Annotated in this window: 30 protein-coding genes; 25 read left to right on the forward strand and 5 right to left on the reverse strand. The window is 65.0% G+C overall.

Annotation, left to right across the window (positions count from 1 at the left end):
• The first annotated feature begins 44 nt into the window (after positions 1 to 44).
• Positions 45 to 413 (forward strand): DUF4148 domain-containing protein, encoded by a 369-nt coding sequence (locus tag ACSQ89_RS02035; RefSeq protein WP_093104201.1) that lies wholly within the window; start codon positions 45 to 47, stop codon positions 411 to 413.
• A gap of 56 nt (positions 414 to 469) precedes the next feature.
• Here ACSQ89_RS02035 and ACSQ89_RS02040 read toward each other — a convergent pair whose 3' ends face one another.
• A complete protein-coding gene (locus ACSQ89_RS02040; protein ID WP_436292404.1) occupies positions 470 to 1,606 on the reverse strand; it encodes a magnesium transporter CorA family protein in 1,137 nt (378 codons plus the stop codon).
• Positions 1,607 to 1,623: 17 nt separating this feature from the next.
• Positions 1,624 to 2,628 carry a porphobilinogen synthase gene (gene hemB, locus ACSQ89_RS02045; protein WP_093104198.1) on the reverse strand — a complete coding sequence of 335 codons (1,005 nt, stop codon included), beginning with the start codon at positions 2,626 to 2,628 and terminating at the stop codon, positions 1,624 to 1,626.
• Positions 2,629 to 2,948: 320 nt separating this feature from the next.
• On the opposite strand from hemB, the gene ACSQ89_RS02050 reads away from it, so the two are divergent.
• The 23 genes from ACSQ89_RS02050 to ACSQ89_RS02160 all read left to right on the forward strand — a co-directional run bounded on the left by ACSQ89_RS02050 (position 2,949) and on the right by ACSQ89_RS02160 (position 19,850).
• Positions 2,949 to 3,377: a CopD family protein gene (locus ACSQ89_RS02050; protein WP_093104196.1), complete on the forward strand. Its 429-nt coding sequence runs from the start codon at positions 2,949 to 2,951 to the stop codon at positions 3,375 to 3,377.
• Positions 3,378 to 3,382: 5 nt separating this feature from the next.
• Positions 3,383 to 4,495, forward strand: coding sequence for a VanZ family protein (locus ACSQ89_RS02055; RefSeq protein WP_436296068.1), 1,113 nt, complete (start codon positions 3,383 to 3,385; stop codon positions 4,493 to 4,495).
• Positions 4,496 to 4,546: 51 nt separating this feature from the next.
• Entirely contained in the window at positions 4,547 to 4,900 is a 354-nt protein-coding gene (locus ACSQ89_RS02060; RefSeq protein WP_093104193.1) for a (2Fe-2S) ferredoxin domain-containing protein, read from the forward strand.
• Positions 4,900 to 5,532 carry an alpha/beta hydrolase gene (locus tag ACSQ89_RS02065; protein ID WP_093104192.1) on the forward strand — a complete coding sequence of 211 codons (633 nt, stop codon included), beginning with the start codon at positions 4,900 to 4,902 and terminating at the stop codon, positions 5,530 to 5,532. Before ACSQ89_RS02060 ends, ACSQ89_RS02065 begins: the two co-directional genes overlap by 1 nt.
• A gap of 22 nt (positions 5,533 to 5,554) precedes the next feature.
• On the forward strand, positions 5,555 to 6,724 hold the full coding sequence (locus tag ACSQ89_RS02070; RefSeq protein WP_093104190.1) for a D-alanyl-D-alanine carboxypeptidase family protein: 1,170 nt from the start codon (positions 5,555 to 5,557) through the stop codon (positions 6,722 to 6,724).
• A gap of 175 nt (positions 6,725 to 6,899) precedes the next feature.
• Positions 6,900 to 7,277, forward strand: a complete 378-nt coding sequence (gene rpsL, locus ACSQ89_RS02075) for a 30S ribosomal protein S12 (RefSeq protein ID WP_028249584.1) — start codon at positions 6,900 to 6,902, stop codon at positions 7,275 to 7,277.
• Positions 7,278 to 7,421: 144 nt separating this feature from the next.
• On the forward strand, positions 7,422 to 7,895 hold the full coding sequence (rpsG, locus tag ACSQ89_RS02080; protein ID WP_093104188.1) for a 30S ribosomal protein S7: 474 nt from the start codon (positions 7,422 to 7,424) through the stop codon (positions 7,893 to 7,895).
• Positions 7,896 to 7,979: 84 nt separating this feature from the next.
• Positions 7,980 to 10,079 carry an elongation factor G gene (fusA, locus tag ACSQ89_RS02085; RefSeq protein WP_093104187.1) on the forward strand — a complete coding sequence of 700 codons (2,100 nt, stop codon included), beginning with the start codon at positions 7,980 to 7,982 and terminating at the stop codon, positions 10,077 to 10,079.
• A 107-nt stretch (positions 10,080 to 10,186) separates the two neighbouring features.
• Positions 10,187 to 11,380, forward strand: a complete 1,194-nt coding sequence (tuf, locus tag ACSQ89_RS02090; RefSeq protein WP_436296069.1) for an elongation factor Tu — start codon at positions 10,187 to 10,189, stop codon at positions 11,378 to 11,380.
• A gap of 23 nt (positions 11,381 to 11,403) precedes the next feature.
• Entirely contained in the window at positions 11,404 to 11,718 is a 315-nt protein-coding gene (rpsJ, locus tag ACSQ89_RS02095) for a 30S ribosomal protein S10 (RefSeq protein ID WP_028250951.1), read from the forward strand.
• 150 nt (positions 11,719 to 11,868) lie between these two features.
• On the forward strand, positions 11,869 to 13,446 hold the full coding sequence (locus ACSQ89_RS02100) for a carboxypeptidase-like regulatory domain-containing protein (RefSeq protein ID WP_436295012.1): 1,578 nt from the start codon (positions 11,869 to 11,871) through the stop codon (positions 13,444 to 13,446).
• Positions 13,447 to 13,457: 11 nt separating this feature from the next.
• Positions 13,458 to 13,967 carry a hypothetical protein gene (locus ACSQ89_RS02105; protein WP_436295013.1) on the forward strand — a complete coding sequence of 170 codons (510 nt, stop codon included), beginning with the start codon at positions 13,458 to 13,460 and terminating at the stop codon, positions 13,965 to 13,967.
• A gap of 272 nt (positions 13,968 to 14,239) precedes the next feature.
• Positions 14,240 to 14,920, forward strand: a complete 681-nt coding sequence (gene rplC / locus ACSQ89_RS02110; protein ID WP_436295014.1) for a 50S ribosomal protein L3 — start codon at positions 14,240 to 14,242, stop codon at positions 14,918 to 14,920.
• Positions 14,921 to 15,541, forward strand: coding sequence for a 50S ribosomal protein L4 (gene rplD / locus ACSQ89_RS02115; RefSeq protein ID WP_436296070.1), 621 nt, complete (start codon positions 14,921 to 14,923; stop codon positions 15,539 to 15,541).
• Between the two features lie 5 nt (positions 15,542 to 15,546).
• Positions 15,547 to 15,873 carry a 50S ribosomal protein L23 gene (rplW, locus tag ACSQ89_RS02120; protein WP_170855568.1) on the forward strand — a complete coding sequence of 109 codons (327 nt, stop codon included), beginning with the start codon at positions 15,547 to 15,549 and terminating at the stop codon, positions 15,871 to 15,873.
• Positions 15,874 to 15,875: 2 nt separating this feature from the next.
• Positions 15,876 to 16,700, forward strand: coding sequence for a 50S ribosomal protein L2 (gene rplB, locus ACSQ89_RS02125; protein ID WP_093104747.1), 825 nt, complete (start codon positions 15,876 to 15,878; stop codon positions 16,698 to 16,700).
• Positions 16,701 to 16,711: 11 nt separating this feature from the next.
• Positions 16,712 to 16,990 (forward strand): 30S ribosomal protein S19, encoded by a 279-nt coding sequence (rpsS, locus tag ACSQ89_RS02130; RefSeq protein WP_007838132.1) that lies wholly within the window; start codon positions 16,712 to 16,714, stop codon positions 16,988 to 16,990.
• A 9-nt stretch (positions 16,991 to 16,999) separates the two neighbouring features.
• A complete protein-coding gene (gene rplV, locus ACSQ89_RS02135) occupies positions 17,000 to 17,332 on the forward strand; it encodes a 50S ribosomal protein L22 (RefSeq protein WP_019657678.1) in 333 nt (110 codons plus the stop codon).
• A gap of 15 nt (positions 17,333 to 17,347) precedes the next feature.
• Positions 17,348 to 18,274 (forward strand): 30S ribosomal protein S3, encoded by a 927-nt coding sequence (rpsC, locus tag ACSQ89_RS02140; protein WP_093104748.1) that lies wholly within the window; start codon positions 17,348 to 17,350, stop codon positions 18,272 to 18,274.
• 28 nt (positions 18,275 to 18,302) lie between these two features.
• Positions 18,303 to 18,719 (forward strand): 50S ribosomal protein L16, encoded by a 417-nt coding sequence (gene rplP / locus ACSQ89_RS02145; RefSeq protein ID WP_028250943.1) that lies wholly within the window; start codon positions 18,303 to 18,305, stop codon positions 18,717 to 18,719.
• Positions 18,720 to 18,734: 15 nt separating this feature from the next.
• Positions 18,735 to 18,992, forward strand: a complete 258-nt coding sequence (gene rpmC / locus ACSQ89_RS02150; RefSeq protein WP_436295015.1) for a 50S ribosomal protein L29 — start codon at positions 18,735 to 18,737, stop codon at positions 18,990 to 18,992.
• A 9-nt stretch (positions 18,993 to 19,001) separates the two neighbouring features.
• Positions 19,002 to 19,271 carry a 30S ribosomal protein S17 gene (gene rpsQ / locus ACSQ89_RS02155; RefSeq protein WP_093104757.1) on the forward strand — a complete coding sequence of 90 codons (270 nt, stop codon included), beginning with the start codon at positions 19,002 to 19,004 and terminating at the stop codon, positions 19,269 to 19,271.
• 72 nt (positions 19,272 to 19,343) lie between these two features.
• Positions 19,344 to 19,850, forward strand: a complete 507-nt coding sequence (locus ACSQ89_RS02160; RefSeq protein ID WP_093104760.1) for a peroxiredoxin — start codon at positions 19,344 to 19,346, stop codon at positions 19,848 to 19,850.
• A gap of 12 nt (positions 19,851 to 19,862) precedes the next feature.
• On the opposite strand, the gene ACSQ89_RS02165 is transcribed toward ACSQ89_RS02160, so the two are convergent.
• Together ACSQ89_RS02165 and ACSQ89_RS02170 are read right to left on the reverse strand one after the other, a co-directional pair.
• A complete protein-coding gene (locus ACSQ89_RS02165) occupies positions 19,863 to 20,444 on the reverse strand; it encodes a GNAT family N-acetyltransferase (protein ID WP_093104771.1) in 582 nt (193 codons plus the stop codon).
• The gene (locus ACSQ89_RS02170) at positions 20,441 to 21,154 is read right to left on the reverse strand and encodes a cytochrome b/b6 domain-containing protein (RefSeq protein WP_436295016.1); all 714 of its coding nucleotides are present in this window, start codon (positions 21,152 to 21,154) and stop codon (positions 20,441 to 20,443) included. Before ACSQ89_RS02170 ends, ACSQ89_RS02165 begins: the two co-directional genes overlap by 4 nt.
• A 152-nt stretch (positions 21,155 to 21,306) precedes the next feature.
• Between ACSQ89_RS02170 and ACSQ89_RS02175 the strand changes: the two genes are divergently transcribed.
• Entirely contained in the window at positions 21,307 to 21,747 is a 441-nt protein-coding gene (locus ACSQ89_RS02175; protein WP_093104777.1) for a c-type cytochrome, read from the forward strand.
• Between the two features lie 27 nt (positions 21,748 to 21,774).
• Here the strand turns inward: ACSQ89_RS02175 and ACSQ89_RS02180 are convergent, their stop codons facing one another.
• On the reverse strand, positions 21,775 to 22,272 hold the full coding sequence (locus tag ACSQ89_RS02180) for a TlpA disulfide reductase family protein (protein ID WP_093104779.1): 498 nt from the start codon (positions 22,270 to 22,272) through the stop codon (positions 21,775 to 21,777).
• Positions 22,273 to 22,277: the final 5 nt, after the last annotated feature.

The following is a 22,277-nucleotide window of genomic DNA, read 5'->3' on the forward strand; positions in this document are numbered from 1 at the left end:
GAGCCTGGTCAGCAACCACTCCGACGAATTCCAAAGGACCTGAAATGAAGACCTCGCAAATCATCGCCGCCGCCGCTCTCTCCCTTCTGGCCGCTGCCGGCGCCCAGGCCGAAAGCTACGAAGGCGTTCAAAAGTCGGTGTCGGGCATGAACCGCGCCGACGTCGAAGCCGAAGCCGTCCGTGCGGCTGCCGCCCCCAACCAGAACGTGACGCGCGGTTCGCGTGGCGCCGATCCCTTCACCTCGGTGGCTGATTCGGCGGCTGTGCGTGCCCAAGCCGTCGCCACGGCGAATGCGCCCGACCAGAACGTGACCAGCGGCTCGCGCGTCAACAGCCGCGTGATCTCGACCATGCCCAACCGCGCCGCCACGCTCCAGCAAGCGCAGAAGGAAGGCACCCCCGCGGCCAAGTAAATTCGCCGACCCCACAGAAGGACCGGGCAGCGCTAGTGCGCTGCCCGGTTTTTTGTTTATCTGCTTCGGGCCAGGTAGCGCTTGCGCCAGAACACGACCACCAGCAGCAGCGCGATCACGGCCATCGAGGCCATGGCGATCCAGAAGCCGTCGGCCTTGTGCACGAGCGGGATGAACTCGAAGTTCATGCCGAAGATGCCGGCAATCAGGTTGAGCGGAAGAAAGATCGCCGTGAGCGCCGTGAGCACCCGCATGATGTCGTTGGCGCGGTGGCTCTGCACGCTGAAGTGCATCTGCACGGCGGTCTCGGCGTTCTGTTCGAGCCGCCGCACGTGGTGCACCACGCGCTGGATGTGCTCGAGCACGTCGCGGCTGCGCACCATGATCAGTTCGCGTTCGCGCAACGCGGCCGCTCCTTCGGGCGGCGGCAGGGTTTCGAGCGCATCGATCCAGTCCTGGATGGCTGCGCGCTGGTCTTCGCAAATCTCGTCCAGGTGGTGCAGCGATTGGCGCGCATCCATCAGCGCGCTCCAGTTCGTGAAGCGGCTGCGGGGGTCGATCAGCTCGGCCTGCCAGTGGTCCAGCTGCCGCGTCAGCTCGCGCCGCAGGTCGAGGTAGGCGTCGACGATCAGGTTCACCACGCGCAGCATCAGGTCGGCAGGATTCGGCGGCACGCGCGTGGAAACGGCGCGGACGTCGAGCGCCGGGGCAGCCGCACCGCCGCGCCCCTCCGAGGCCGCAGCGGCCAGCAGGCGGGCGGCAAAGGCATCGCGCACCGCGCCGTCTTCCGGATGGACGGACAGCAGCACGCGGTCGAAGACCGCAAAGCCGACCGGCCGCGTATCGACGCGCCGCAGCACCGGCGGGCCGCCGCGCGCCAGCGTCGGCTCCGCGCTCTTCGGCGCCGTGCCGTTGGCAGCCGCGAGCCGGCGAAAGACCAGCACGTCGTACTGCGAGGTGTAGTCGTAGTGCGAGGGCAACTGGTCGTTGACCAGGTCGGCCACATGGAGGTCGACCAGCTGGGTGCCGCAGAGCGACTGCAGGATGCCCTGCACCTCGGCGAGCGAGCTGCGGAATTCGTCCCGCGTGAGCGAGATCCACAGATAGCCGCCGGCGCAGGCGCCGGGCACGGCCATCGGCGCGAGCGCCTCGTGTTCGGTAATTCGCGAGCCGCTGATTTCGAAGACGCGCATGGTGCCCGACCGGTCCGCTACTGTTGCTGCAGCAGCCGGGCGGTATCGAGCGCGAAGTAGGTGAGCACGCCGTCGGCGCCGGCGCGCTTGAAGGCCAGCAGGCTTTCGAGCATCACGGCATCGTGGTCGAGCCAGCCGTTCTGCGCCGCGGCCTTGAGCATCGCGTACTCGCCGCTGACCTGGTAGGCGAAGGTCGGGACCTGGAACGCGTCCTTCACCCTGCGCACGATGTCGAGGTAGGGCATGCCGGGCTTCACCATCACCATGTCGGCGCCCTCGGCGATGTCGATCGCCACCTCGCGCAGCGCCTCGTCGCTGTTGCCGGGGTCCATCTGGTAGACCTTCTTGTTGCTCTTGCCGAGGTTGGCTGCCGAGCCGACGGCGTCGCGGAAGGGGCCGTAGAAGGCGCTCGCGTACTTGGCGCTGTAGGCCATGATCCGCGTGTGGATCTGGCCGGCCGACTCGAGGGCGCTGCGGATCGCGCCGATGCGGCCGTCCATCATGTCGCTAGGCGCCACGATGTCCACGCCGGCTTGCGACTGCACGAGCGCCTGCTTGACCAGCACCTCGACGGTCGGGTCGTTCAGGATGTAGCCGGTGTCGTCGAGCAGGCCGTCCTGGCCATGGCTGGTGTAGGGGTCCAGCGCCACGTCGGTCATCACGCCCAGTTCCGGGAAGCGCGACTTGAGGGCGGCCACCACGCGCGGGATCAGGCCCTCGGGGTTGAAAGCCTCGTCCCCGGCCGGCGTCTTGAGGCCGGCATCGATCACCGGAAACAGCGCCATCACCGGGATGCCTGCCGCCACGCACTGTTCGGCGACCGGCAGCAACAGATCCAGGCTGAGCCGGTCGACGCCGGGCATCGAGGGCACGGCGTCGCGCCGCTTCTGGCCTTCCTGCACGAACACCGGGTAAATCAGGTCGTGAACGCTGAGCGTGTGCTCACGTACGAGATTGCGTGTGAAGGCGTCGCGGCGCAGCCGGCGCGGTCGGCCCGCAGGAAAAGGAGCGTGGAGGGTCATGCGGAAAATTGTGCCTGAAGTGCCGGGATTGCCCTCTGATACAGCCCCTCGAGCGGTCTTTCCGCGGCTTCGGTGCAGTAATACGTTGGAACTATGTGCTCTACCAATTCGGGGAAAAAGATTAGAACTCGCTTGATAGGTTGTAATGCCTTTGCTAAATTCCGCGTTGGGCGGCTTGCCGCCCCCCGCTTTTCCTCCCTGAGCGGGTGCCTTGATGTGTGACAGCAAAAGGGCTTCCCAGCCCGGCGTTTTGACGCCGGGCTTTTTTTTGCCCCTTTCAATCGCCCTGCGCCAATGGGGCGCGCCACTAAACTGCCGCCATGCTCTGGGTCAAATCACTGCACATCGTGTTCATTGCGAGCTGGTTCGCGGGACTGTTCTATCTGCCGCGCATCTTCGTGAACCTGGCGATGGTGGCGCCCGAATCCGTGGCCGAACGCGCGCGGCTGGTTCTCATGGCGCGCAAGCTGTTCCGGTTCACCACTTTCCTGGCCGTGCCGGCGCTCGGCTTCGGGCTCTGGCTCTGGCTCGGCTATGGCATCGGACGCGGTCCGGGCAACGGCTGGATGCATGCCAAGCTGGCCCTGGTGCTGCTCGCGATCGGCTATCACCATGCCTGCGGGGTGCTGCTGCGCAAGTTCGTCTCGGGCGCAGACCGGCGCGGCGAGCGCTGGTACCGCTGGTTCAACGAAGTGCCGGTGCTGCTGCTGCTCGGGATCGTGGTGCTGGTCGTGGTCAAGCCGTTCTGAGCACGGTGGGAACCCAGCACAAGTCCGCCGCACTGCCCCTCGCGCTCGCCTATGCGGCGCTGATCGTCTACGCGAGCCTCTATCCCTTCGCCGACTGGCGCGACCAGGGCATCGCGCCCTGGGCCTATCTGGCGGCGCCGTGGCCCAAGTACTGGACCGGCTTCGACTTCGGGGTCAACGTCGCGGGCTACATGCCCTTCGGTTTCCTGGCGGCGATCGCAGTACTGCGAACTCGGCCGGGCGTCGGCGTGGCGGGCGCGGTGCTGCGCGCCACGGCGGCCGGCGCCGCGATCGCTTTCGCCATGGAGACCCTGCAAAGCTACCTGCCCTCGCGCATTCCCTCCAATGTCGACCTCGGACTGAACAGTGCGGGCGCGCTGGCGGGCGCCGTGCTCGCGGCGGCGCTCGAGCGCTTCGGCGCCGTGGCGCATTGGCACCGGACCCGCTCCAACTGGTTCGTCGAGGAGTCGCGCGGCGCGCTGGTGCTGCTGGCGCTGTGGCCGCTCGCACTGCTATTTCCGGCAGCGGTCACTTTCGGGCTGGGCCAGGTGTACGAACGGCTCGAGGCGGCGATTTCGGAATGGCTCCTCGACACCCCTTTCATCGACTGGATGCCGGTGCGCCAGTTCGAGCTCGAGCCGCTGGTGCCCGGCGTCGAACTGCTGTGCGTCATGCTGGGAGCGCTGGTGCCCTGCCTGCTGGCCTTCCTGGTCACGCGCTCGATCTCTCGCCGGGCCGTCCTGCTGCCGCTGGTGCTTGTGGCCGGGATGGCGGCCACTGCCTTGTCGGCCGCGCTGAGCTACGGCCCCGAGCACGCCTGGGCCTGGCTGAGCCTGCCGGTGCAGGTCGGCATCGTGGCGGCGCTGGTTCTGGGCGTGCTGCTGCTGCCCGCGCCGCGCCGGTTCTGTGCAGGCTTGCTGCTGATCGCGCTCGTGGTTCACCTGAGCCTGCTCAACCAGGCGCCCGAGAGCGCTTATTTCGCACAAACCTTGGCGACCTGGGAGCAGGGGCGCTTCATCCGTTTCCACGGGCTCGCGCAGTGGCTGGGCTGGCTTTGGCCCTTCGCCACGCTGGCCTACGTGCTGGCCGCGCTGTCGCGCCGGACGCGGCCGGCGTAGTCCATACCCCGGCGCCCAGTGTTCGCGTCGCACGCTCAATAGAATGGTTCGATGTCCAATTCCAGCATCCCGCCGCCGCGCGGCTACTACGCTCGGCACATCTTCTTCTGCCTGAACGAACGCAAGAACGAAGAGGACTCCTGCTCGAAGCACAACGCCCAGGCGGGCTTCGATCGCTGCAAGGCCCGCATCAGGGAGGCCGGACTGGCCGGGCCCGGCAAGGTGCGCGTCAACAAGGCGGGCTGTCTCGACCGCTGCGCGGGCGGGCCGGTGGCGGTGGTCTATCCGGAAGCCGTCTGGTACACCTTCGTCGACGAGGACGACATCGACGAGATCGTCGAATCGCATCTGAAGAACGGCAAAGTGGTCGAGCGGCTGCTGTTGCCGCCCGAGGTGGGGCGGTGATGAATTCCAGAACCGAAAAAATCCAGCTGAAGGGCGCCGCGGGCGCCATCGAAGTGCTGCGCGACGCGGCGGCCGCGGGCTCGCCGGCGCTCGGCGTGGCGGTGATCGCCCATCCCCATCCGCTCTTCGGCGGCACCATGGACAACAAGGTGGTGCAGACGCTGGCGCGCGCCTTCGTTTCGTGCGGGTGGACCGCCGTGCGCTTCAACTTCCGCGGTGTCGGCGCCAGCGAAGGGGCGCACGACGAAGGACGCGGCGAGCGCGACGACATGCTGGCCGTCGTCGAGCAGTTGGCGCCCGAGGGGCCGCTGGCCATCGCCGGCTTCTCGTTCGGCGCCTTCGTGGCGAGCTGCACGGCCGAGAAGCTCTGGGCGACGAGGGACATCCGGCACCTGGTGCTGGTCGGCACGGCCGCCTCGCGCTTTTCCGTTGCTACGTTGCCGGCGGAGGCGCACGAACGCACGCTGGTCGTGCACGGCGAGCACGACGACACCGTGCCGCTCGCTGCCGTGATGGACTGGGCGCGGCCGCAGTCACTTCCTGTCACAGTCGTTCCCGGAGGCGGTCATTTCTTTCACGGACAATTGCCGCTGCTCAAAAGTCTGGTCGTCCGCCACCTGCGCGCGGGCTAGTTTTTCGTCTCTTCGCATCCCCATGAATCGTTTTCTCGACGCGCTGCGCGCGCTCGCGGTGGCCGCTGCCGCATCCTTCTGCATGGTCGTCCACGCCCAGGTGCCGGCGCCGCCCGAAGTCGCGGCGCGCAGCTACCTGCTGCTCGACATCACGGCCAACCAGCTGCTCGCGCAAAAGGACATCGACAGCCCGGTCGAACCGGCCTCGCTCACCAAGCTGATGTCGGCTTATCTGGTGTTCGACGCGCTCAAGGCCAAGAAGATCAGCCTGCAGCAGACCTTGCCGGTCAGCCCGCGCGCCTGGAAGATGCCCGGCTCGCGCATGTTCATCGACCCCAAGATGCAGGTGCCGGTCGAAGACCTGGTCAAGGGCTTGATCGTCCAGTCGGGCAACGACGCCACCGTCGCGCTGGCCGAAGGCGTGGGCGGCACGGTCGAGCATTTCGTCGAACTCATGAACGAGCAGGCCAAGGCGCTCGGCATGAAGAACACCAGCTACAAGAATCCCGAAGGCCTCACGGCGCCGGGCCATAGCACCACGGCGCGCGACCTCAGCATCCTGGCGACGCGCCTGATGCGCGACTTTCCGGAGTATGTGCACTACTACGCCATCAAGAAGTACCGCTATCCCGGCACCCCCTCGACCAACGACACCAACCGCAATCTGCTGCTGTTCCGCGACCCGACCGTCGACGGCCTCAAGACCGGCCACACCGATGCGGCCGGCTACTGCATGATCGTGACCTCGAAGCGCGATTTCCCGAACCTCGGCGGCGGCCGGCGCCTGCTGTCGATCGTTCTGGGCGCGGCGAGCGAGAACGCACGCGCCAACGAGTCGCAGAAGTTGCTGAACTGGGGCTACACCGCTTACGACGCGGTTCGCCTGTTCGACGCCAACCAGGCGGTGGCGACGCCGGCGGTCTGGAAGGGCAAGGAAAACACCGTCAAGCTGGGCCGTCCCGAGGCGATCGTGGTAGCGGTCCCGGCCGGCTCGGCGAGCAAGATCAAGACGCAAGTGGCACGGCCAGACCCGTTGGTCGCGCCGTTCTCCCGCTTCCAGCCGATCGGCTCGCTCAAGATCACGCTGGCCGACCAACCGGTCGCCGAAGTGCCGCTCGTGGCGCTGGAGCCGGTCGAGCAAGCTGGCGTCCTCGGCCGCGCCTGGGACGCCGTCCGTCTCTGGATCAAGTGAGGCCGGCGCCCGCCCGGCGGGCGCCCCGGTGCAGCTGAGATTGCGGCGTCACGGCCGCACTGCTATACTCGTGGGCTTTTCGGAAAAATCCGAAGGGATTCACGTTTTCGTCATCTCCCGGCCCCTTGTGTCACGACAAGGATTCTTGCCGGGGTGTTTTGGGACTTATTCATTCATGCCAACCATCAATCAACTGGTGCGTCAGGGTCGCGAGGTCGAAAAGATCAAGTCGAAGAGCCCTGCCATGCAGAACTCGCCGCAGCGTCGCGGCGTCTGCACCCGGGTCTACACCACGACCCCGAAAAAGCCGAACTCGGCGCTGCGGAAAGTCGCCAAGGTGCGTCTGACCAACGGCTTCGAAGTCATTTCCTACATCGGCGGCGAAGGCCACAATCTGCAGGAACACAGCGTCGTGCTGGTTCGCGGCGGTCGTGTCAAGGACTTGCCCGGTGTGCGCTACCACATCGTGCGCGGTTCGCTGGACCTGCAAGGCGTGAAGGATCGCAAGCAGTCGCGTTCCAAGTACGGCGCGAAGCGCCCCAAGAAGGCTTAAGGCTTTCTGTCGTTCAACGGTGTTCGGCGTGCCCTGGCAGGCGCATCGGACGAAGTGACCCGCTGTTGGGTCGAGTAAGTGAGAGTTCTTGTTGGCTCTCGCGGTGCCGGAAACGGTGCCAACTGAAGCAAAGAGGTTAGAAAAATGCCACGTCGTCGCGAAGTCCCCAAACGTGAAATCCTGCCGGATCCCAAGTACGGCAATGTCGAGCTGTCCAAATTCATGAACGTGATCATGGAAGGCGGCAAGAAGGCGATCGCCGAGCGCATCATCTATGGCGCGCTCGACCAGATCGAGAAGAAGAACCCGGGCAAGGACCCGGTCGAAGCCTTCACCATGGCCATCAACAACGTCAAGCCGATGGTCGAAGTGAAGTCGCGCCGCGTCGGCGGTGCGAACTATCAGGTGCCCGTCGAGGTGCGCCCGGTGCGTCGCCTGGCGCTGTCGATGCGCTGGATCAAGGAAGCCGCCCGCAAGCGCGGCGAAAAGTCGATGGCCCTGCGTCTGGCCAACGAACTCATGGAAGCCACGGAAGGCCGTGGCGGTGCCATGAAGAAGCGCGATGAAGTGCACCGCATGGCCGAAGCCAACAAGGCCTTCAGTCACTTCCGCTTCTAACAACAGCCCACTAGTCAGACAGGCTGGAAGCCCGACCCACCGAATGCGGTGGGCGGGCTTTCATCCGTTAACGGAGTAATTTTCATGTCCCGCAAGACCCCCATCGAGCGCTACCGCAACATCGGTATTTCTGCGCACATCGACGCCGGCAAGACCACCACCACCGAGCGCATCCTGTTCTACACCGGTGTGAATCACAAGATCGGCGAAGTGCACGATGGCGCCGCCACGATGGACTGGATGGAGCAGGAGCAGGAGCGCGGCATCACGATCACGTCCGCTGCCACCACCTGCTTCTGGAAGGGCATGGGCGCCAACTTCGACGAACACCGCATCAACATCATCGACACCCCGGGCCACGTGGACTTCACGATCGAAGTCGAGCGCTCGATGCGCGTGCTCGACGGCGCCGTGATGGTGTACGACGCCGTCGGCGGCGTGCAGCCCCAGTCCGAAACCGTCTGGCGCCAGGCCAACAAGTACAAGGTGCCGCGTCTCGCGTTCGTCAACAAGATGGACCGCACCGGCGCCGACTTCCTGCGCGTGCGCCAGATGATGGTGGACCGCCTGAAGGCCAATCCCGTCGTGATCCAGATCCCGATCGGCGCCGAAGACCGCTTCCAAGGCGTCGTCGACCTCGTCAAGATGAAGTCGATCATCTGGGACGAAGAGAAGGGCGTGACCTTCAAGTATGGCGAGATCCCCGCCGACCTGGCCGCCGTCTGCGCCGAGTACCACGAGAAGCTGGTCGAGGCCGCCGCCGAATCGAGCGAAGAGCTCATGAACAAGTACCTCGAAGGCACCGCGCTGACCGAGGCCGAAATCAAGGCCGGCATCCGCCAGCGCACCATCGCCGGCGAAATCCAGCCGATGCTGTGCGGCTCCGCGTTCAAGAACAAGGGCGTGCAGGCGATGCTCGACGCCGTCGTCGAATACATGCCAGCGCCGACCGACATTCCGCCGGTCAAAGGCATGGACGAAGACGAAGCGCCGACGACCCGCAAAGCCGACGACAGCGAAAAGTTCTCGGCGTTGGCCTTCAAGCTCATGACCGACCCGTTCGTGGGCCAATTGACCTTCGTGCGCGTCTACTCGGGCGTGCTGACCAAGGGCGACAGCGTCTACAACCCGGTGCGCGGCAAGAAGGAGCGCATCGGCCGGATCGTGCAGATGCACGCCAACAACCGCGTGGAAGTCAGCGAAATCCGCGCCGGCGACATTGCCGCGTGCATTGGCCTGAAGGAAGTGACCACGGGCGAAACCCTGTGCGACCCCGCTGCCATCCTGACGCTCGAGCGCATGGTGTTCCCGGAGTCGGTGATTTCGCAGGCCGTCGAGCCGAAGACCAAGGTCGACCAGGAAAAGATGGGCATCGCGCTGCAGCGTCTTGCGCAGGAAGATCCGTCTTTCCGCGTCAAGACCGACGAGGAGTCGGGTCAGACCATCATCGCCGGCATGGGCGAGTTGCACCTCGAAATCATCGTGGACCGCATGAAGCGCGAGTTCGGCGTGGAAGCCAACGTCGGCAAGCCGCAGGTGGCTTATCGCGAAACCATCCGCAAGACGGTCGAAGAGGCCGAAGGCAAGTTCGTGCGCCAGTCGGGCGGCAAGGGCCAGTACGGCCACGTCGTGCTCAAGATCGAGCCGCAGGAAGCCGGCAAGGGCTTCGAGTTCGTCGACGCGATCAAGGGCGGCGTGGTTCCTCGCGAATACATCCCGGCGGTCGAAAAGGGCGTGATCGAAGCGCTGGGCCAAGGCGTGCTCGCCGGTTATCCGGTGGTCGATGTCAAGGTCACGCTGCACTTCGGTTCGTACCACGACGTGGACTCGAACGAAATGGCCTTCAAGATGGCCGCGATCTTCGGCTTCAAGGAAGGCTGCCGCAAGGCCAGCCCGGTCATTCTCGAGCCGATGATGGCCGTGGAAGTCGAGACGCCTGAAGACTACGCCGGCAACGTGATGGGCGACCTGTCTTCACGCCGCGGCATGGTGCAGGGCATGGAAGACATGATGGGCGGCGGCAAGGCCATCAAGGCCGAGGTCCCGCTGTCGGAAATGTTCGGCTACTCGACCACGCTGCGTTCGATGTCGCAAGGCCGCGCCACCTACACGATGGAGTTCAAGCACTACGCCGAAGCTCCGCGCAACGTGGCCGAAGCCATCGTCGCTTCCCGCACCAAGTAAGAAGTTCTGTCTGCGACCGTGTGCCTCTCGTTGCCCGTGGCGAGAGAACCAGCAACATGGTGCAGACGTTAAACCATACACGGGCACTGCTCTTTCAAGGATAGAAAATGGCAAAAGGAAAATTCACCCGCACGAAGCCGCACGTGAACGTGGGCACGATCGGTCACGTGGACCATGGCAAGACCACGCTGACGGCGGCGATTGCGACGGTGCTGTCGACGAAGTTCGGCGGCGAAGCCAAGGCCTACGACCAGATCGACGCGGCGCCTGAAGAAAAAGCGCGCGGCATCACCATCAACACCGCCCACGTCGAATACGAAACGGCCAACCGCCACTACGCCCACGTCGACTGCCCCGGCCACGCCGACTACGTCAAGAACATGATCACCGGTGCCGCCCAGATGGACGGCGCCATCCTCGTGTGCTCGGCCGCCGACGGCCCCATGCCCCAGACCCGCGAGCACATCCTGCTGGCCCGCCAGGTCGGTGTGGGCTACATCATCGTCTTCCTGAACAAGTGCGACATGGTGGACGACGCCGAGCTGCTGGAGCTCGTCGAAATGGAAGTGCGCGAGCTGCTGGACAAGTACGAATTCCCCGGCGACGACACCCCCATCATCCATGGCTCGGCCAAGCTCGCCCTGGAAGGCGACAAGGGCAAGCTGGGCGAGGAAGCCATCATGAAGCTGGCTGACGCGCTGGACACCTACATCCCCACGCCCGAGCGCGCGGTCGACGGCACCTTCCTGATGCCCGTGGAAGACGTGTTCTCCATCTCCGGTCGCGGCACGGTGGTGACCGGCGCTGTGGAGCGCGGCGTCATCAAGGTCGGCGAGGAAATCGAGATCGTGGGCATCCGCCCGACGGTGAAGACCACCTGCACCGGCGTGGAAATGTTCCGCAAGCTGCTGGACCAGGGACAGGCCGGCGACAACGTCGGCGTGCTGCTGCGCGGCACCAAGCGCGAAGAAGTCGAGCGCGGCCAGGTGCTGTGCAAGCCCGGCTCGATCAAGCCGCACACGCACTTCACCGCCGAGGTGTATGTGCTGAGCAAGGACGAAGGCGGCCGTCACACGCCGTTCTTCAACAACTATCGCCCGCAGTTCTACTTCCGCACGACGGACGTGACCGGCGCGATCGAGCTGCCCAAGGACAAGGAAATGGTCATGCCCGGCGACAACGTCAGCATCACCGTGAAGCTGATCAACCCGATCGCCATGGAAGAAGGCCTGCGCTTCGCGATCCGCGAAGGCGGCCGCACCGTGGGCTCGGGCGTGGTGGCGAAGATCCTCGACATCTGATTCGAGCGCACAAAGGAATCACCATGGCCACCAAGCAAAAAATCCGCATCCGCCTGAAGGCGTTCGACTACAAGCTGATCGACCAGTCGGCCGCCGAGATCGTGGACACCGCCAAGCGCACCGGCGCGATCGTCAAGGGCCCCGTGCCCCTGCCGACCCGCATGAAGCGTTTCGACATCCTGCGTTCGCCGCACGTCAACAAGACGAGCCGCGACCAGTTCGAGATCCGCACGCACCAGCGCCTGATGGACATCGTCGACCCGACCGACAAGACCGTGGACGCGCTGATGAAGCTCGACCTGCCGGCCGGCGTGGACGTCGAGATCAAGCTTCAATAAGAAACTTCGGTTACTTTCACAAGAGCCCGCCCGCAGAAATGCCGGCGGGCTTTGTTTTTTGACACTTGGCTGTGGCATTCTCCGGGGGGGGCGGCGATTGGCCGGGACGTGAACGCTCAGAGGGCGAAGATGAAGACTAGAACATGGCTCTTGCGGGCCTTTGCGGTGGCTGTCGCGGTGGTGCTTGGCGCATGTGGCGGCGGAGGCGGGGGCGGCGGCGGTTTTCCGATCGCGGGACTGCCGGGCGCGACGACCGTCACGCTGAACGGCACCGTTACTTTCGATTCGGTGCCGAATGCGACAGGGACGCTGAACTATTCGGCCATCGCGATCAAGCCGGTTCGTGGCGCTGTGGTCGAAGTCGTCAACGGCGCGTCGGCGGTAGTGGCGACGGCGAGCACCGACGCCAGCGGCGCCTATTCCGTTTCCGTGCCTTCCAACACAACCGTCGTGGTGCGGGTCAAGGCCCAGATGCTGCAAACCGGCTCGGGCGCGAGCTGGGACGTCACAGTCCGCGACAACACCCAGTCCGACGCGATCTACGCGATGGAAACGCCCGCGTTTCCCACCGGCGTGGTGGCCACGCTCACGCGCGACGTCCACGCACCCTCCGGCTGGGACGGCACGAGCTATGCCTCGACCCGCGTCGGCGGGCCGTTCGCGCTGCTCGACACGATCTATACGACTCAGGCCAAAGTTCTCTCGGTGGCGCCGGGCACTGCCTTCCCGCTGCTGCGCGTGTTCTGGAGCGTCAACAACGTACCGGCGTCGGGCAATCTGGCGCTGGGGCAGATCGGAACGACCTTCTTCACCAACAGGAGCACGGGCCGCGCCATCTACGTGCTGGGCAAGGAGAATGTCGATACCGACGAATACGACGCCCCCGTCGTGGCGCACGAGTGGGGGCACTACTACCAGTCGGCCTTCAGCCGCGACGATTCGCCGGGCGGCAGCCATTCCCTGAGCGGGCTTCTCGACCGGCGGCTGGCGTTTTCGGAAGGCTGGGGCAATGCCTGGTCAGGCATCGCGCTGGGACGCAGCAACTACACCGATTCCACCGATGCGGGCCAGGCGCAGGGGGGCAACCTCGATCTGCGCGCGGGTGCGTCGTCCCCCGCCGGCTGGTACCGCGAGGCCTCGATCCACTCGATCCTGTGGAACCTGAACAACCAGGTCGGCTTCAAGCCGATTCATGACACGCTCACCGCTGCCTCTTTCAAGAGTGGCGTGGCGGTGACGTCCATTCATCCTTTTGCCGTGGCCTTCAATGCGACGGCGCCGGGTGGCGCATCTGCGCTGAACGCGCTGCTCACGGGCCAGGGCATCACGGTTCCGAATGATCCATTCGGAACCAACGAGACAAACCATGGCGGGCTCACTACCTTCGCCCTGCCGATGTACACGACGGCCACCGTGGGCGTCCCCCTGCAGGCTTGCGTGACGAACCAGGCGGACCCGGTGCCGCGCGCCGGCAACAAGTTGGGCAGCTATGCGTACCTGCGGTTCACCACCCCTGCCGCGCGCAACTACGCCATCAGCGCCACGGGACCTGCCGGCTCGGATCCCGACTTCGTCGTCTATCAGGGACGCCAGGTCGTCGACGCGAGGGCAGAAACAACTGTCGTCCAGGCTGCTTCTGTCCCCCTTGCCGCCGGCGAGAGCGTTCTGGTCTTGAACGACTTCAACAACTCGTCGTCGAACACATGCTTCAACGTCACCATCAATTGAGGAGCGCATCCATGCGTGCACATCGCAGCTTGGCAGCCATCGTCGTCGCGTCGCTGGCGATGGGGGTGTCCTTGCAAGCCTGCGCCGACAGCAAGCCGGAGCGCAGCGGACCCAAGATGACCGCTGCTGCGGCCAAGTCGAACGGCTCCGGCGTTTCAGTGCAGTACCGCGTCGACGGTACGCCGCAGGCCGGGAGCGCGGTTTCCGTCGTGCTGAGCTTCGACGGCATCACCGATTCCGCCGGCGCTTCGGTCCGCCTGACGGCCGAGGGCGGCCTGTCGCTGATCGGCGCTGGAGGAACGCAGCCGCTGCCGGCGGGCGAGACGACGACCTTGACGGTCCAGGTCGTGCCCGGTGCCGAAGGTATCGGTTATCTCCATGTGTTCACGACCCAGCGCGGCGCGACCAGCGCGACCTCGGTGCCCGTCCAGGTAGGCAAGACGCCTTCCGCGCTGCCTGCCAGCGGCACCCTCAAGCAGACCCCGGATGGCGACAAGATCCACGCCATGCCGGTGAAATAGGGTCGCTGCGCGCTTCCGTCTGGTCTTGGACACCGGGCTTAACCCGCCCGGGCCCTAAGCTCTACTAGGGCTGTTACAGCTCGAACGGGGACACCACCCACCCTTCCTTTCCGGCCGCTTGCTCTTGCGGCCGTCCGCGGGCTATAATATTTGGCTCTGCCTAACTTGCGCTTTTTGGGTGTTCGTTGCGCAGAGCTTTATTAACCTTCTTCCGCATACCAAACGCTGTCGCCAATTGAAGTGGCAGCGGCGGGAGTTTTGGAGAAAAACCAATGAGTCTGAGCAACTCCCTCGGGTTGCTGGGCCGCAAGGTGGGGATGATGCGTCTCTTCACCGATGACGGGGATGCAGTTCCCGTCACGGTGGTGGATGTGTCGAACAACCGCGTGACCCAGATCAAAACCCAAGAGACCGATGGCTACGTCGCACTGCAAGTGACGTTCGGCTCGCGCAAGGCATCGCGCGTCACCAAGCCCGAAGCCGGTCATCTCGCCAAGGCTGGCGTCGAAGCCGGCGAAATCATCCAGGAATTCCGCGTCACCCCCGATGCGGCCGCCCAGCACAAGGCTGGCGGCGCGATCGCCGTGAGCAGCGTGTTCGCGGTGGGCCAGAAGGTCGACGTGCAAGGCACTTCGATCGGCAAGGGCTACGCCGGCACCATCAAGCGCCACAACATGAGCTCGCAGCGGGCGTCGCACGGCAACAGCCGTTCGCACAACGTCCCCGGCTCCATCGGCATGGCGCAGGATCCCGGCCGCGTGTTTCCGGGCAAGCGCATGACGGGCCACCTGGGCGACGTCACCGTGACGACCCAGAACCTCGACGTCATCCGTATCGACGAAGCACGCCAGCTGCTTCTGATCAAGGGCGCGATCCCGGGCTCCAAGGGTGGCTTCGTCACCGTGCGTCCGGCCGTCAAGGCCAAGCCGCAAGCGGCTGAAGGAGCGAAGTAAATGCAACTCGAACTCCTGAACGAACAAGGCCAGGCCGCGTCGAAGTACGACGCCCCCGAGACCGTGTTCGGCCGTGACTACAACGAGGACCTGGTTCACCAGATCGTCGTCGCATTCCAGGCCAACGCACGCCAAGGCACGCGCGCCCAGAAGGACCGCGAACAGGTCAAGCACTCGACCAAGAAGCCTTTCAAGCAAAAGGGAACGGGCCGTGCCCGTGCCGGTATGACTTCCTCGCCGCTGTGGCGTGGGGGCGGCCGCATTTTCCCGAACATGCCCGACGAAAACTTCTCGCAGAAGATCAACAAGAAGATGTACCGCGCCGGCATGGCCTCCATCTTCTCGCAGCTCGCTCGCGAAGGCCGTCTGGCCGTGGTCGATTCGATCAAGGTCGACTCGCCCAAGACCAAGGCGCTGGCAGCCAAGTTCAAGGCGATGAATCTCGAGTCCGTGCTCGTGATCGCCGAGGAAGTCGACGAGAACCTGTACCTGGCCTCGCGCAACCTGGTGAACGTGCTCGTCGTCGAGCCGCGTTACACCGATCCGGTGTCGCTGGTCCACTACAAGAAGGTGCTGGTCACCAAGGGCGCCGTCGACAAGCTCAAGGAGATGTTCGCATGAGCCGCATGAACCCGACTCCGCAGCAGCGTCAGTTCGACGAAGGTCGTCTGATGAGCGTTCTGGTCGCCCCGATCGTGTCCGAAAAGGCCACGATGGTCGGCGAGAAGTCGAACGCAGTCACTTTCAAGGTGTTGCAGGACGCCACCAAGCCCGAGATCAAGGCCGCCGTCGAACTGATGTTCAAGGTCCAAGTCCAGGGCGTGTCGGTGCTCAACACCAAGGGCAAGACCAAGCGCTTCGGCAAGTCCGTCGGCCGCCGCGACAACGTTCGCAAGGCCTATGTGACGCTGAAGGCCGGTCAAGAGCTCAATCTCGTTGGGGAAGGCGCTTAATCATGGCCGTCATCAAGATGAAACCCACTTCGCCGGGCCAGCGCGGCGCGGTGAAGATCTCGCGGGACCACCTCTACAAGGGTGCGCCGCACGCTGCCCTGCTGGAACCCCAGTTCCAGAAGGCCGGCCGCAACAACAACGGTCACATCACGACCCGTCACAAGGGTGGTGGCCACAAGCACCACTACCGCGTGGTGGACTTCGTGCGCAACAAGGACGGCATCCCGGCCAAGGTCGAACGCATCGAGTACGACCCGAACCGCACCGCCCACATCGCGCTCGTGTGCTACGCCGATGGCGAGCGCCGCTACATCATCGCCCCGCGCGGCCTGGAAGCCGGTGCAACGCTGTTGAGCGGTGCGGAAGCCCCGATCCGCGCCGGCAACACGCTGCCGATCCGCAACATTCCCGTGGGTTCGACGATCCACTGCATCGAACTGCAGCCCGGCAAGGGCGCGCAGATCGCCCGTTCGGCCGGTACCTCGGCCACGCTGCTGGCCCGCGAAGGCGTCTACGCCCAGGTCCGCATGCGCTCGGGTGAAGTTCGCCGCGTGCACGTCGAGTGCCGCGCGACCATCGGTGAAGTCGCCAACGAAGAACACAGCCTGCGCCAGCTCGGCAAGGCCGGTGTGAAGCGCTGGATGGGTATCCGCCCGACCGTTCGCGGCGTGGTGATGAACCCGGTCGACCACCCGCACGGCGGCGGCGAAGGCAAGACCGGCGAAGGCCGTCATCCTGTCGATCCGTGGGGCAATCTCACCAAGGGTTATCGCACCCGCAACAACAAGCGCACGCAGGTCTTCATCGTGTCGCGTCGCAAGAAGTAAGGGACAGCACAATGACTCGCTCTCTCAAAAAGGGTCCGTTCGTCGACCACCACCTGGTGGCCAAGGCCGACAAGGCCGTGACGACCAAGGACAAGAAGCCGATCAAGACCTGGTCGCGCCGCTCGATGGTCTTGCCCGAGTTCATCGGCCTGACCATTGCCGTGCACAACGGCAAGCAGCACGTGCCTGTCTATATCACCGACCAGATGGTCGGCCACAAGCTCGGCGAATTTGCGCTCACGCGCACGTTCAAGGGGCACCCCGCGGACAAGAAAGTCCAGAAGAAGTAAGGAACGACCATGTCTGAAACACGTGCAGTCCTCCGCGGCGTCCGCCTTTCGGTCGACAAGGGCCGTCTGGTCGCCGACCTGATCCGCGGCAAGAAGGTCGATCAAGCGCTCAACATCCTGCAGTTCACGCAGAAGAAGGCCGCTGTGATCGTCAAGAAGGTGCTCGAGTCGGCCATCGCCAACGCCGAGCACAACGACGGTGCCGACATCGACGAACTGAAGGTCAAGACCATCTACGTCGAACAGGGCGCCACGCTCAAGCGCTTCACCGCGCGCGCCAAGGGTCGCGGCAATCGCATCAGCAAGCCGACGTGCCATGTGTACGTGACGGTCGGCAACTAAGAGGCTGGAAGAAATATGGGACAGAAAATCCACCCCACCGGCTTCCGCCTCGCGGTCAGCCGTAACTGGTCCAGCCGCTGGTACGCAAGCAACCGCGACTTCGCGGGCATGCTGGCCGAAGACATCAAGGTGCGCGAGTACCTGAAGAAGAAGCTCAAGAACGCGTCCGTGTCGCGCGTGCTGATCGAGCGTCCCGCCAAGAACGCACGCATCACGATCTACTCGGCACGTCCGGGCGTCGTGATCGGCAAGAAGGGCGAGGACATCGAAAACCTCAAGCGCGAACTCGGCAAGCAGCTGGGCGTGCCGGTCGCAGTGAACATCGAAGAAGTGCGCAAGCCCGAAATCGATGCGCAGCTGATCGCCGACAGCATCACGCAGCAGCTCGAGAAGCGGATCATGTTCCGCCGCGCCATGAAGCGCGCCATGCAGAACGCCATGCGTCTGGGTGCCCAGGGCATCAAGATCATGTCGGCCGGCCGCCTGAACGGCATCGAAATCGCCCGCACCGAGTGGTACCGCGAAGGCCGCGTGCCGCTTCACACGCTGCGCGCCGACATCGATTACGGCACCTCGGAAGCCAAGACCACCTACGGCGTCATCGGCGTCAAGGTCTGGGTCTACAAGGGCGATACGCTGGGTCGTAACGACCTGCCGGCCGTCGAAACGCCGCGTCCCGAAGAAGAGCGCCGCCCGCGTGGCCCGCGCCGCGATGGCCGCCCCGGTGGCGACCGTCCCGGTTCCGACCGCCGCGGCCCCGGCCCGCGCGCCGGTGCCCGTGGTCCGATCGGCGGCAACGTCGCTCCGGCCGACGGCAGCGACAAGCCCGCAGAAGCCACTGGTGGTGCCCCGGCAGCACCGGGTGCAGACTCGAAACCCGCCGTTAAGCGCGTGCGCAAGCCCGCGCCAGCTGCAGCAGCTGACGGTGCCAAGAACGAGTGATCGTTCTTAGATCCACGGAGTAACAAACATGCTGCAACCTGCACGCAGAAAGTTCCGCAAGGAACAAAAGGGCCGCAACACCGGCATCGCGACCCGCGGCAACGCGGTGTCCTTCGGTGACTTCGGCCTGAAGTCGATCGACCGCGGCCGCCTGACGGCGCGCCAGATCGAAGCCGCTCGTCGCGCGATCTCGCGCCACGTCAAGCGCGGTGGCCGCATCTGGATTCGCGTGTTCCCCGACAAGCCGATCTCCCACAAGCCCGCCGAAGTGCGGATGGGTAACGGCAAGGGCAACCCCGAGTACTACGTCGCCGAAATCCAGCCTGGCAAGGTGATCTACGAGATCGTCGGCGTGCCCGAAGAACTCGCCCGCGAAGCGTTCCGCCTGGCTGCCGCCAAGCTGCCGCTGCGCACCACCTTCGTCGCGCGCCAGCTCGGCGCCTGATCGAGGAGAACACTGATGGCAACACGTAAGAAGAAGGACGCCGCGGCCACGCCGGCCAAGGTGTCGAAGGCGCAAGCGCTGCGCGACAAGGACGTCGCCGGCCTGCAGACCGAAATCAAGGATCTGCAGAAGGCCCATTTCGGCCTGCGCATGCAGAAGGCTACGCAACAACTGTCGAACACGTCGACGCTGCGCGTCACACGCCGCGACATCGCTCGTGCCAAGACCATTCTTGCGCAGAAGCAGCAGCAAGAAACTCAAGCCGCCAAGTAAGGAGTGAACATGACGGAAGCTAAAAAATCCCTCAAGCGCACCTTGATCGGCAAGGTGGTCAGCGACAAGCGCGAGAAGACCGTGACCGTGCTGGTCGAGCGTCGTGTGAAGCACGAGCTCTACGGCAAGATCGTGGCCAAGACGAGCAAGTACCACGCCCACGACGAAAAGGGCGAGTACAAGATGGGCGACACCATCGAGATCACCGAAAGCCGGCCGATCTCGAAGTCGAAGAACTGGGTCGTGACCCGCCTGGTCGAAAAGGCCGTGCTGGTCTGATCCCCCGGCGATACAGCCAAAGCAAAAGCGGCCCACAATGTGGGCCGTTTTTCTTTTTCAGGAGCAGTTCAGATGATCAAAGTCGGCGACACCCTTCCTCCCGCGACCCTGCAGGAATATTCCGAAGTCGAAGGCGAGGGTTGCAGCATCGGGCCGAATCCGGTCGACGTGGCCAAGGCGGCCGCAGGCAAGACCATCGCGCTGTTCGCGCTGCCCGGCGCCTTCACGCCGACCTGCTCGGCCAAGCACGTGCCGGGCTACGTGCAGCACTTCGAGGACTTCAAGGCTGCCGGCGTCGACGAGATCTGGTGCGTGAGCGTCAACGACGCCTTCGTCATGGGCGCCTGGGCGCGCGACCAGAAGACCGGCGCCAAGGTGCGCATGCTGGCCGACGGCAGCGCCGCCTTCGCGAATGCGACTGGCCTGACGCTGGACCTGACGGCGCGCGGCATGGGCGTGCGCAGCAACCGTTATTCGATGCTGGTGAAGGACGGCAAGGTGGCGACGCTCAACGTCGAAGCGCCCGGCAAGTTCGAGGTCAGCGACGCCGACACGCTGCTCGCACAAGCACGCGGCTGAGCGCTCGCGAGCTTAAAGATCCACCTTGAGGTAGTGCGACCCCGCGATGGGGTTGTGATAGTACGGCGGCACCTCTTCGAAGCCCAGATCTTCGTAGAGGGCCCGCGCCGATTCCATGTCGTCGAGCGTGTCCAGCAACACGCAGGCGTAGCCAGCGCCGCGTGCCGCGTCCAGCATGGCTTCGGCCAACTGGCGGCCGAGCCCCAGGCCGCGGAAGGCGGGCCGCACGTAGAGCCGCTTCATTTCGGCCGCGTTCGGATAGTCGGACGTGTCCAGGGGGCGCAGCGCGCAGCAACCGGCGACATGGGCCAGGCCGCCCTGCGCCCGTTGAATCAGAGGCACATCGGCCATCGCGGCCGCGTCCTTGATGTCGACCAGCGCCAGCAGCAGCGCGCCGCGCGGCTCCTCGTAATCGCCGGGCAGATTGGCGAGCTCCTCGTCGAAGTTCTGGAAGCACAGATCGATGCCCAGCGAGGCCGCGTAGTCCTTGAAGATCGCGCGCGTCGCCTCGATTTCCTGCCTTTCGTCGGGCGTGATCAGCACGATGTCCGGCGTGTCCGCCAGGGGCAGGGGGCGTGAAGCAGAGAAGCTCATGCTCTGAGCGACGCGATCCACGCCGCAAAGGCCGCGCACACCGCGAACACCACCAGGGCCAGCAGCCGCGAGGCGGCATCGTCGCGGCTTGGTGCGGCGCTGCCGTCCGTCACCAGCTTGTCGCCCGAGATCATCGGCCGCACCAGACGGCGGCGCCTGATGAGCACGTAATAGAGCACCGCCAGCACATGCAGGCCGACCAGTGCAATCACGATCCATTTGCCCTGCGTGGTGTGCCACCCTGTGGCCAGGCTCACCGTCGCGCCGGAGACGAAGCGTGTGAGCGGGCCGGACGCGGTGATTTCGTCGTCGGCCACCAGGCCGCTCGCGACCTGCAGCGCCAGGATCGCAAGCAGCGCGAAAACCGAGAATGCGCCGAGCGGCGAATGGCCGATGAGGTGGTCCGGGTGAGCACGCCCGCGCAGGTAGTTCATGACCGAGCCGGGCGAATAGATGAAGGCAGCGAAGCGCGACCAGCGCCCGCCGATGAAGCCCCAGACGAGGCGAAACAGCAGGAGCGAAAGCACCGTGTAGCCCCCGCGAAAGTGCCACTCCATGATGCCGGCAAAGCCGGTCACGACCTGGCTGATCACCGCCGCCGTGAGCGCCCAGTGAAACACGCGCGTCGGCAGGTCCCAGACCCGCGTACGGGTCGCGCTGGCGTCACCCAGGCTCGCGCGGCGCGTGCTGGGCTCGAAGGTGTCGGACATCGGGAGGATGGGGTGCGCGAGGCTGCGGGAAACGCAGATTAGCAAAGTCGCGGCCGTCGCGCCTTCGGGTTGTCTCTATGCACGGTGCTCGCCCAGCCCCGGGACACTTGTCGCGGCGCCGGCCCCATGGCGCTTTCTAACAAGGAAACACGATGAATCGCCTTGCCTCTTTTACCCTGGCTGCGGCCGGTGCCGCGCTCTGCCTGCCTGCGATCGCCCAGTTTGCCAAGAAAGAAGACGCCATCAAGTATCGCCAGAGTGCGATGTTCATCCAAAACCAGCACGTGGGCCGTCTGGGCGCCATGGCCAGCGGTCGCGCACCCTATGACGCGGCGGCGGCGATCGCCAATGCCCAGGTGGTGGCCGAGATTTCCAAGCTGCCCTGGGCCGGGTTCGGCCCCGGGACCGAGGGTGGCAAGGCCAAGCCGGAAATCTGGAAAGAGCAGCCGAAATTCAAGGAGTTCAACGAGAAGCTGATGGCCGAGACCAGCAAACTCCCGGCCGCTGCCGGCAACCTGGATACGCTCAAGGCCGCGATGGCATCGGTGGGTGACACGTGCAAGTCGTGCCACGACACTTTCCGCAAGGACTGAGCATCCGAGGGCCTTCCTGGACGCCGCTCAGGCTTCGGCCAGCAGCTTCTCGATCAGCTTGTGCAGCTCGGCAAAGTCGGGTTCGCCCACGTAGCGCTTCACGATCTCGCCGCGCTTGTTGACGATGTAGGTGGTCGGCGTGAGCTTCACGTCGCCCCAGGCCTGCGCCACCGCGCCGGTGTTGTCGATCGCCACCTTGAACGGCAGCTTGCGGGTTTCGACGAAGTTGACCACGTAGCTCGGCGGGTCGTAGCTCATGGCCACCGCCAGCGTGTCGTAGCCCCGGCCCTTGTACTTGTCGTAGGTGGCGATCACCTTGGGCATCTCGGCCACGCAGGTGACGCAGCTGGTGGCCCAGAAATTGACCAGCGTGACCTTGCCCTTAAGATCGTCCGTGCTCTTCTTGCTGCCGTCGAGCAGCACGAAGGTCGATGCCGGCGCCGCCGACACTCCCGTACTCAGGTACACGCCCACGCCGATGGCCAGGGCGATCGCGATGGCGGCGGCGTAGATGATTTTTTTCATGGGAG

It is taken from the genome of Variovorax sp. LjRoot175 (assembly GCF_964253805.1).
GTDB lineage: Bacteria > Pseudomonadota > Gammaproteobacteria > Burkholderiales > Burkholderiaceae_C > Variovorax.

What these genes read in the sequence shown, in the direction of transcription:
- ACSQ89_RS02165 (WP_093104771.1), bottom strand. Translation starts at nt 20,444, where the DNA reads ATGAGCTTCTCTGCTTCACGCCCCCTGCCCCTGGCGGACACGCCGGAC.
- rpsJ (WP_028250951.1), top strand. Translation starts at nt 11,404, where the DNA reads ATGGCCACCAAGCAAAAAATCCGCATCCGCCTGAAGGCGTTCGACTAC.
- ACSQ89_RS02175 (WP_093104777.1), top strand. Translation starts at nt 21,307, where the DNA reads ATGAATCGCCTTGCCTCTTTTACCCTGGCTGCGGCCGGTGCCGCGCTC.
- fusA (WP_093104187.1), top strand. Translation starts at nt 7,980, where the DNA reads ATGTCCCGCAAGACCCCCATCGAGCGCTACCGCAACATCGGTATTTCT.
- ACSQ89_RS02040 (WP_436292404.1), bottom strand. Translation starts at nt 1,606, where the DNA reads ATGCGCGTCTTCGAAATCAGCGGCTCGCGAATTACCGAACACGAGGCG.
- ACSQ89_RS02170 (WP_436295016.1), bottom strand. Translation starts at nt 21,154, where the DNA reads ATGTCCGACACCTTCGAGCCCAGCACGCGCCGCGCGAGCCTGGGTGAC.
- ACSQ89_RS02060 (WP_093104193.1), top strand. Translation starts at nt 4,547, where the DNA reads ATGTCCAATTCCAGCATCCCGCCGCCGCGCGGCTACTACGCTCGGCAC.
- ACSQ89_RS02065 (WP_093104192.1), top strand. Translation starts at nt 4,900, where the DNA reads ATGAATTCCAGAACCGAAAAAATCCAGCTGAAGGGCGCCGCGGGCGCC.
- rplD (WP_436296070.1), top strand. Translation starts at nt 14,921, where the DNA reads ATGCAACTCGAACTCCTGAACGAACAAGGCCAGGCCGCGTCGAAGTAC.
- ACSQ89_RS02050 (WP_093104196.1), top strand. Translation starts at nt 2,949, where the DNA reads ATGCTCTGGGTCAAATCACTGCACATCGTGTTCATTGCGAGCTGGTTC.
- rpsL (WP_028249584.1), top strand. Translation starts at nt 6,900, where the DNA reads ATGCCAACCATCAATCAACTGGTGCGTCAGGGTCGCGAGGTCGAAAAG.
- rpsQ (WP_093104757.1), top strand. Translation starts at nt 19,002, where the DNA reads ATGACGGAAGCTAAAAAATCCCTCAAGCGCACCTTGATCGGCAAGGTG.
- rpsS (WP_007838132.1), top strand. Translation starts at nt 16,712, where the DNA reads ATGACTCGCTCTCTCAAAAAGGGTCCGTTCGTCGACCACCACCTGGTG.
- ACSQ89_RS02105 (WP_436295013.1), top strand. Translation starts at nt 13,458, where the DNA reads ATGCGTGCACATCGCAGCTTGGCAGCCATCGTCGTCGCGTCGCTGGCG.
- rplB (WP_093104747.1), top strand. Translation starts at nt 15,876, where the DNA reads ATGGCCGTCATCAAGATGAAACCCACTTCGCCGGGCCAGCGCGGCGCG.
- rpmC (WP_436295015.1), top strand. Translation starts at nt 18,735, where the DNA reads ATGGCAACACGTAAGAAGAAGGACGCCGCGGCCACGCCGGCCAAGGTG.
- tuf (WP_436296069.1), top strand. Translation starts at nt 10,187, where the DNA reads ATGGCAAAAGGAAAATTCACCCGCACGAAGCCGCACGTGAACGTGGGC.
- rplV (WP_019657678.1), top strand. Translation starts at nt 17,000, where the DNA reads ATGTCTGAAACACGTGCAGTCCTCCGCGGCGTCCGCCTTTCGGTCGAC.
- hemB (WP_093104198.1), bottom strand. Translation starts at nt 2,628, where the DNA reads ATGACCCTCCACGCTCCTTTTCCTGCGGGCCGACCGCGCCGGCTGCGC.
- rplW (WP_170855568.1), top strand. Translation starts at nt 15,547, where the DNA reads ATGAACCCGACTCCGCAGCAGCGTCAGTTCGACGAAGGTCGTCTGATG.
- ACSQ89_RS02160 (WP_093104760.1), top strand. Translation starts at nt 19,344, where the DNA reads ATGATCAAAGTCGGCGACACCCTTCCTCCCGCGACCCTGCAGGAATAT.
- rpsG (WP_093104188.1), top strand. Translation starts at nt 7,422, where the DNA reads ATGCCACGTCGTCGCGAAGTCCCCAAACGTGAAATCCTGCCGGATCCC.
- ACSQ89_RS02180 (WP_093104779.1), bottom strand. Translation starts at nt 22,272, where the DNA reads ATGAAAAAAATCATCTACGCCGCCGCCATCGCGATCGCCCTGGCCATC.
- rpsC (WP_093104748.1), top strand. Translation starts at nt 17,348, where the DNA reads ATGGGACAGAAAATCCACCCCACCGGCTTCCGCCTCGCGGTCAGCCGT.
- rplC (WP_436295014.1), top strand. Translation starts at nt 14,240, where the DNA reads ATGAGTCTGAGCAACTCCCTCGGGTTGCTGGGCCGCAAGGTGGGGATG.
- rplP (WP_028250943.1), top strand. Translation starts at nt 18,303, where the DNA reads ATGCTGCAACCTGCACGCAGAAAGTTCCGCAAGGAACAAAAGGGCCGC.
- ACSQ89_RS02035 (WP_093104201.1), top strand. Translation starts at nt 45, where the DNA reads ATGAAGACCTCGCAAATCATCGCCGCCGCCGCTCTCTCCCTTCTGGCC.
- ACSQ89_RS02070 (WP_093104190.1), top strand. Translation starts at nt 5,555, where the DNA reads ATGAATCGTTTTCTCGACGCGCTGCGCGCGCTCGCGGTGGCCGCTGCC.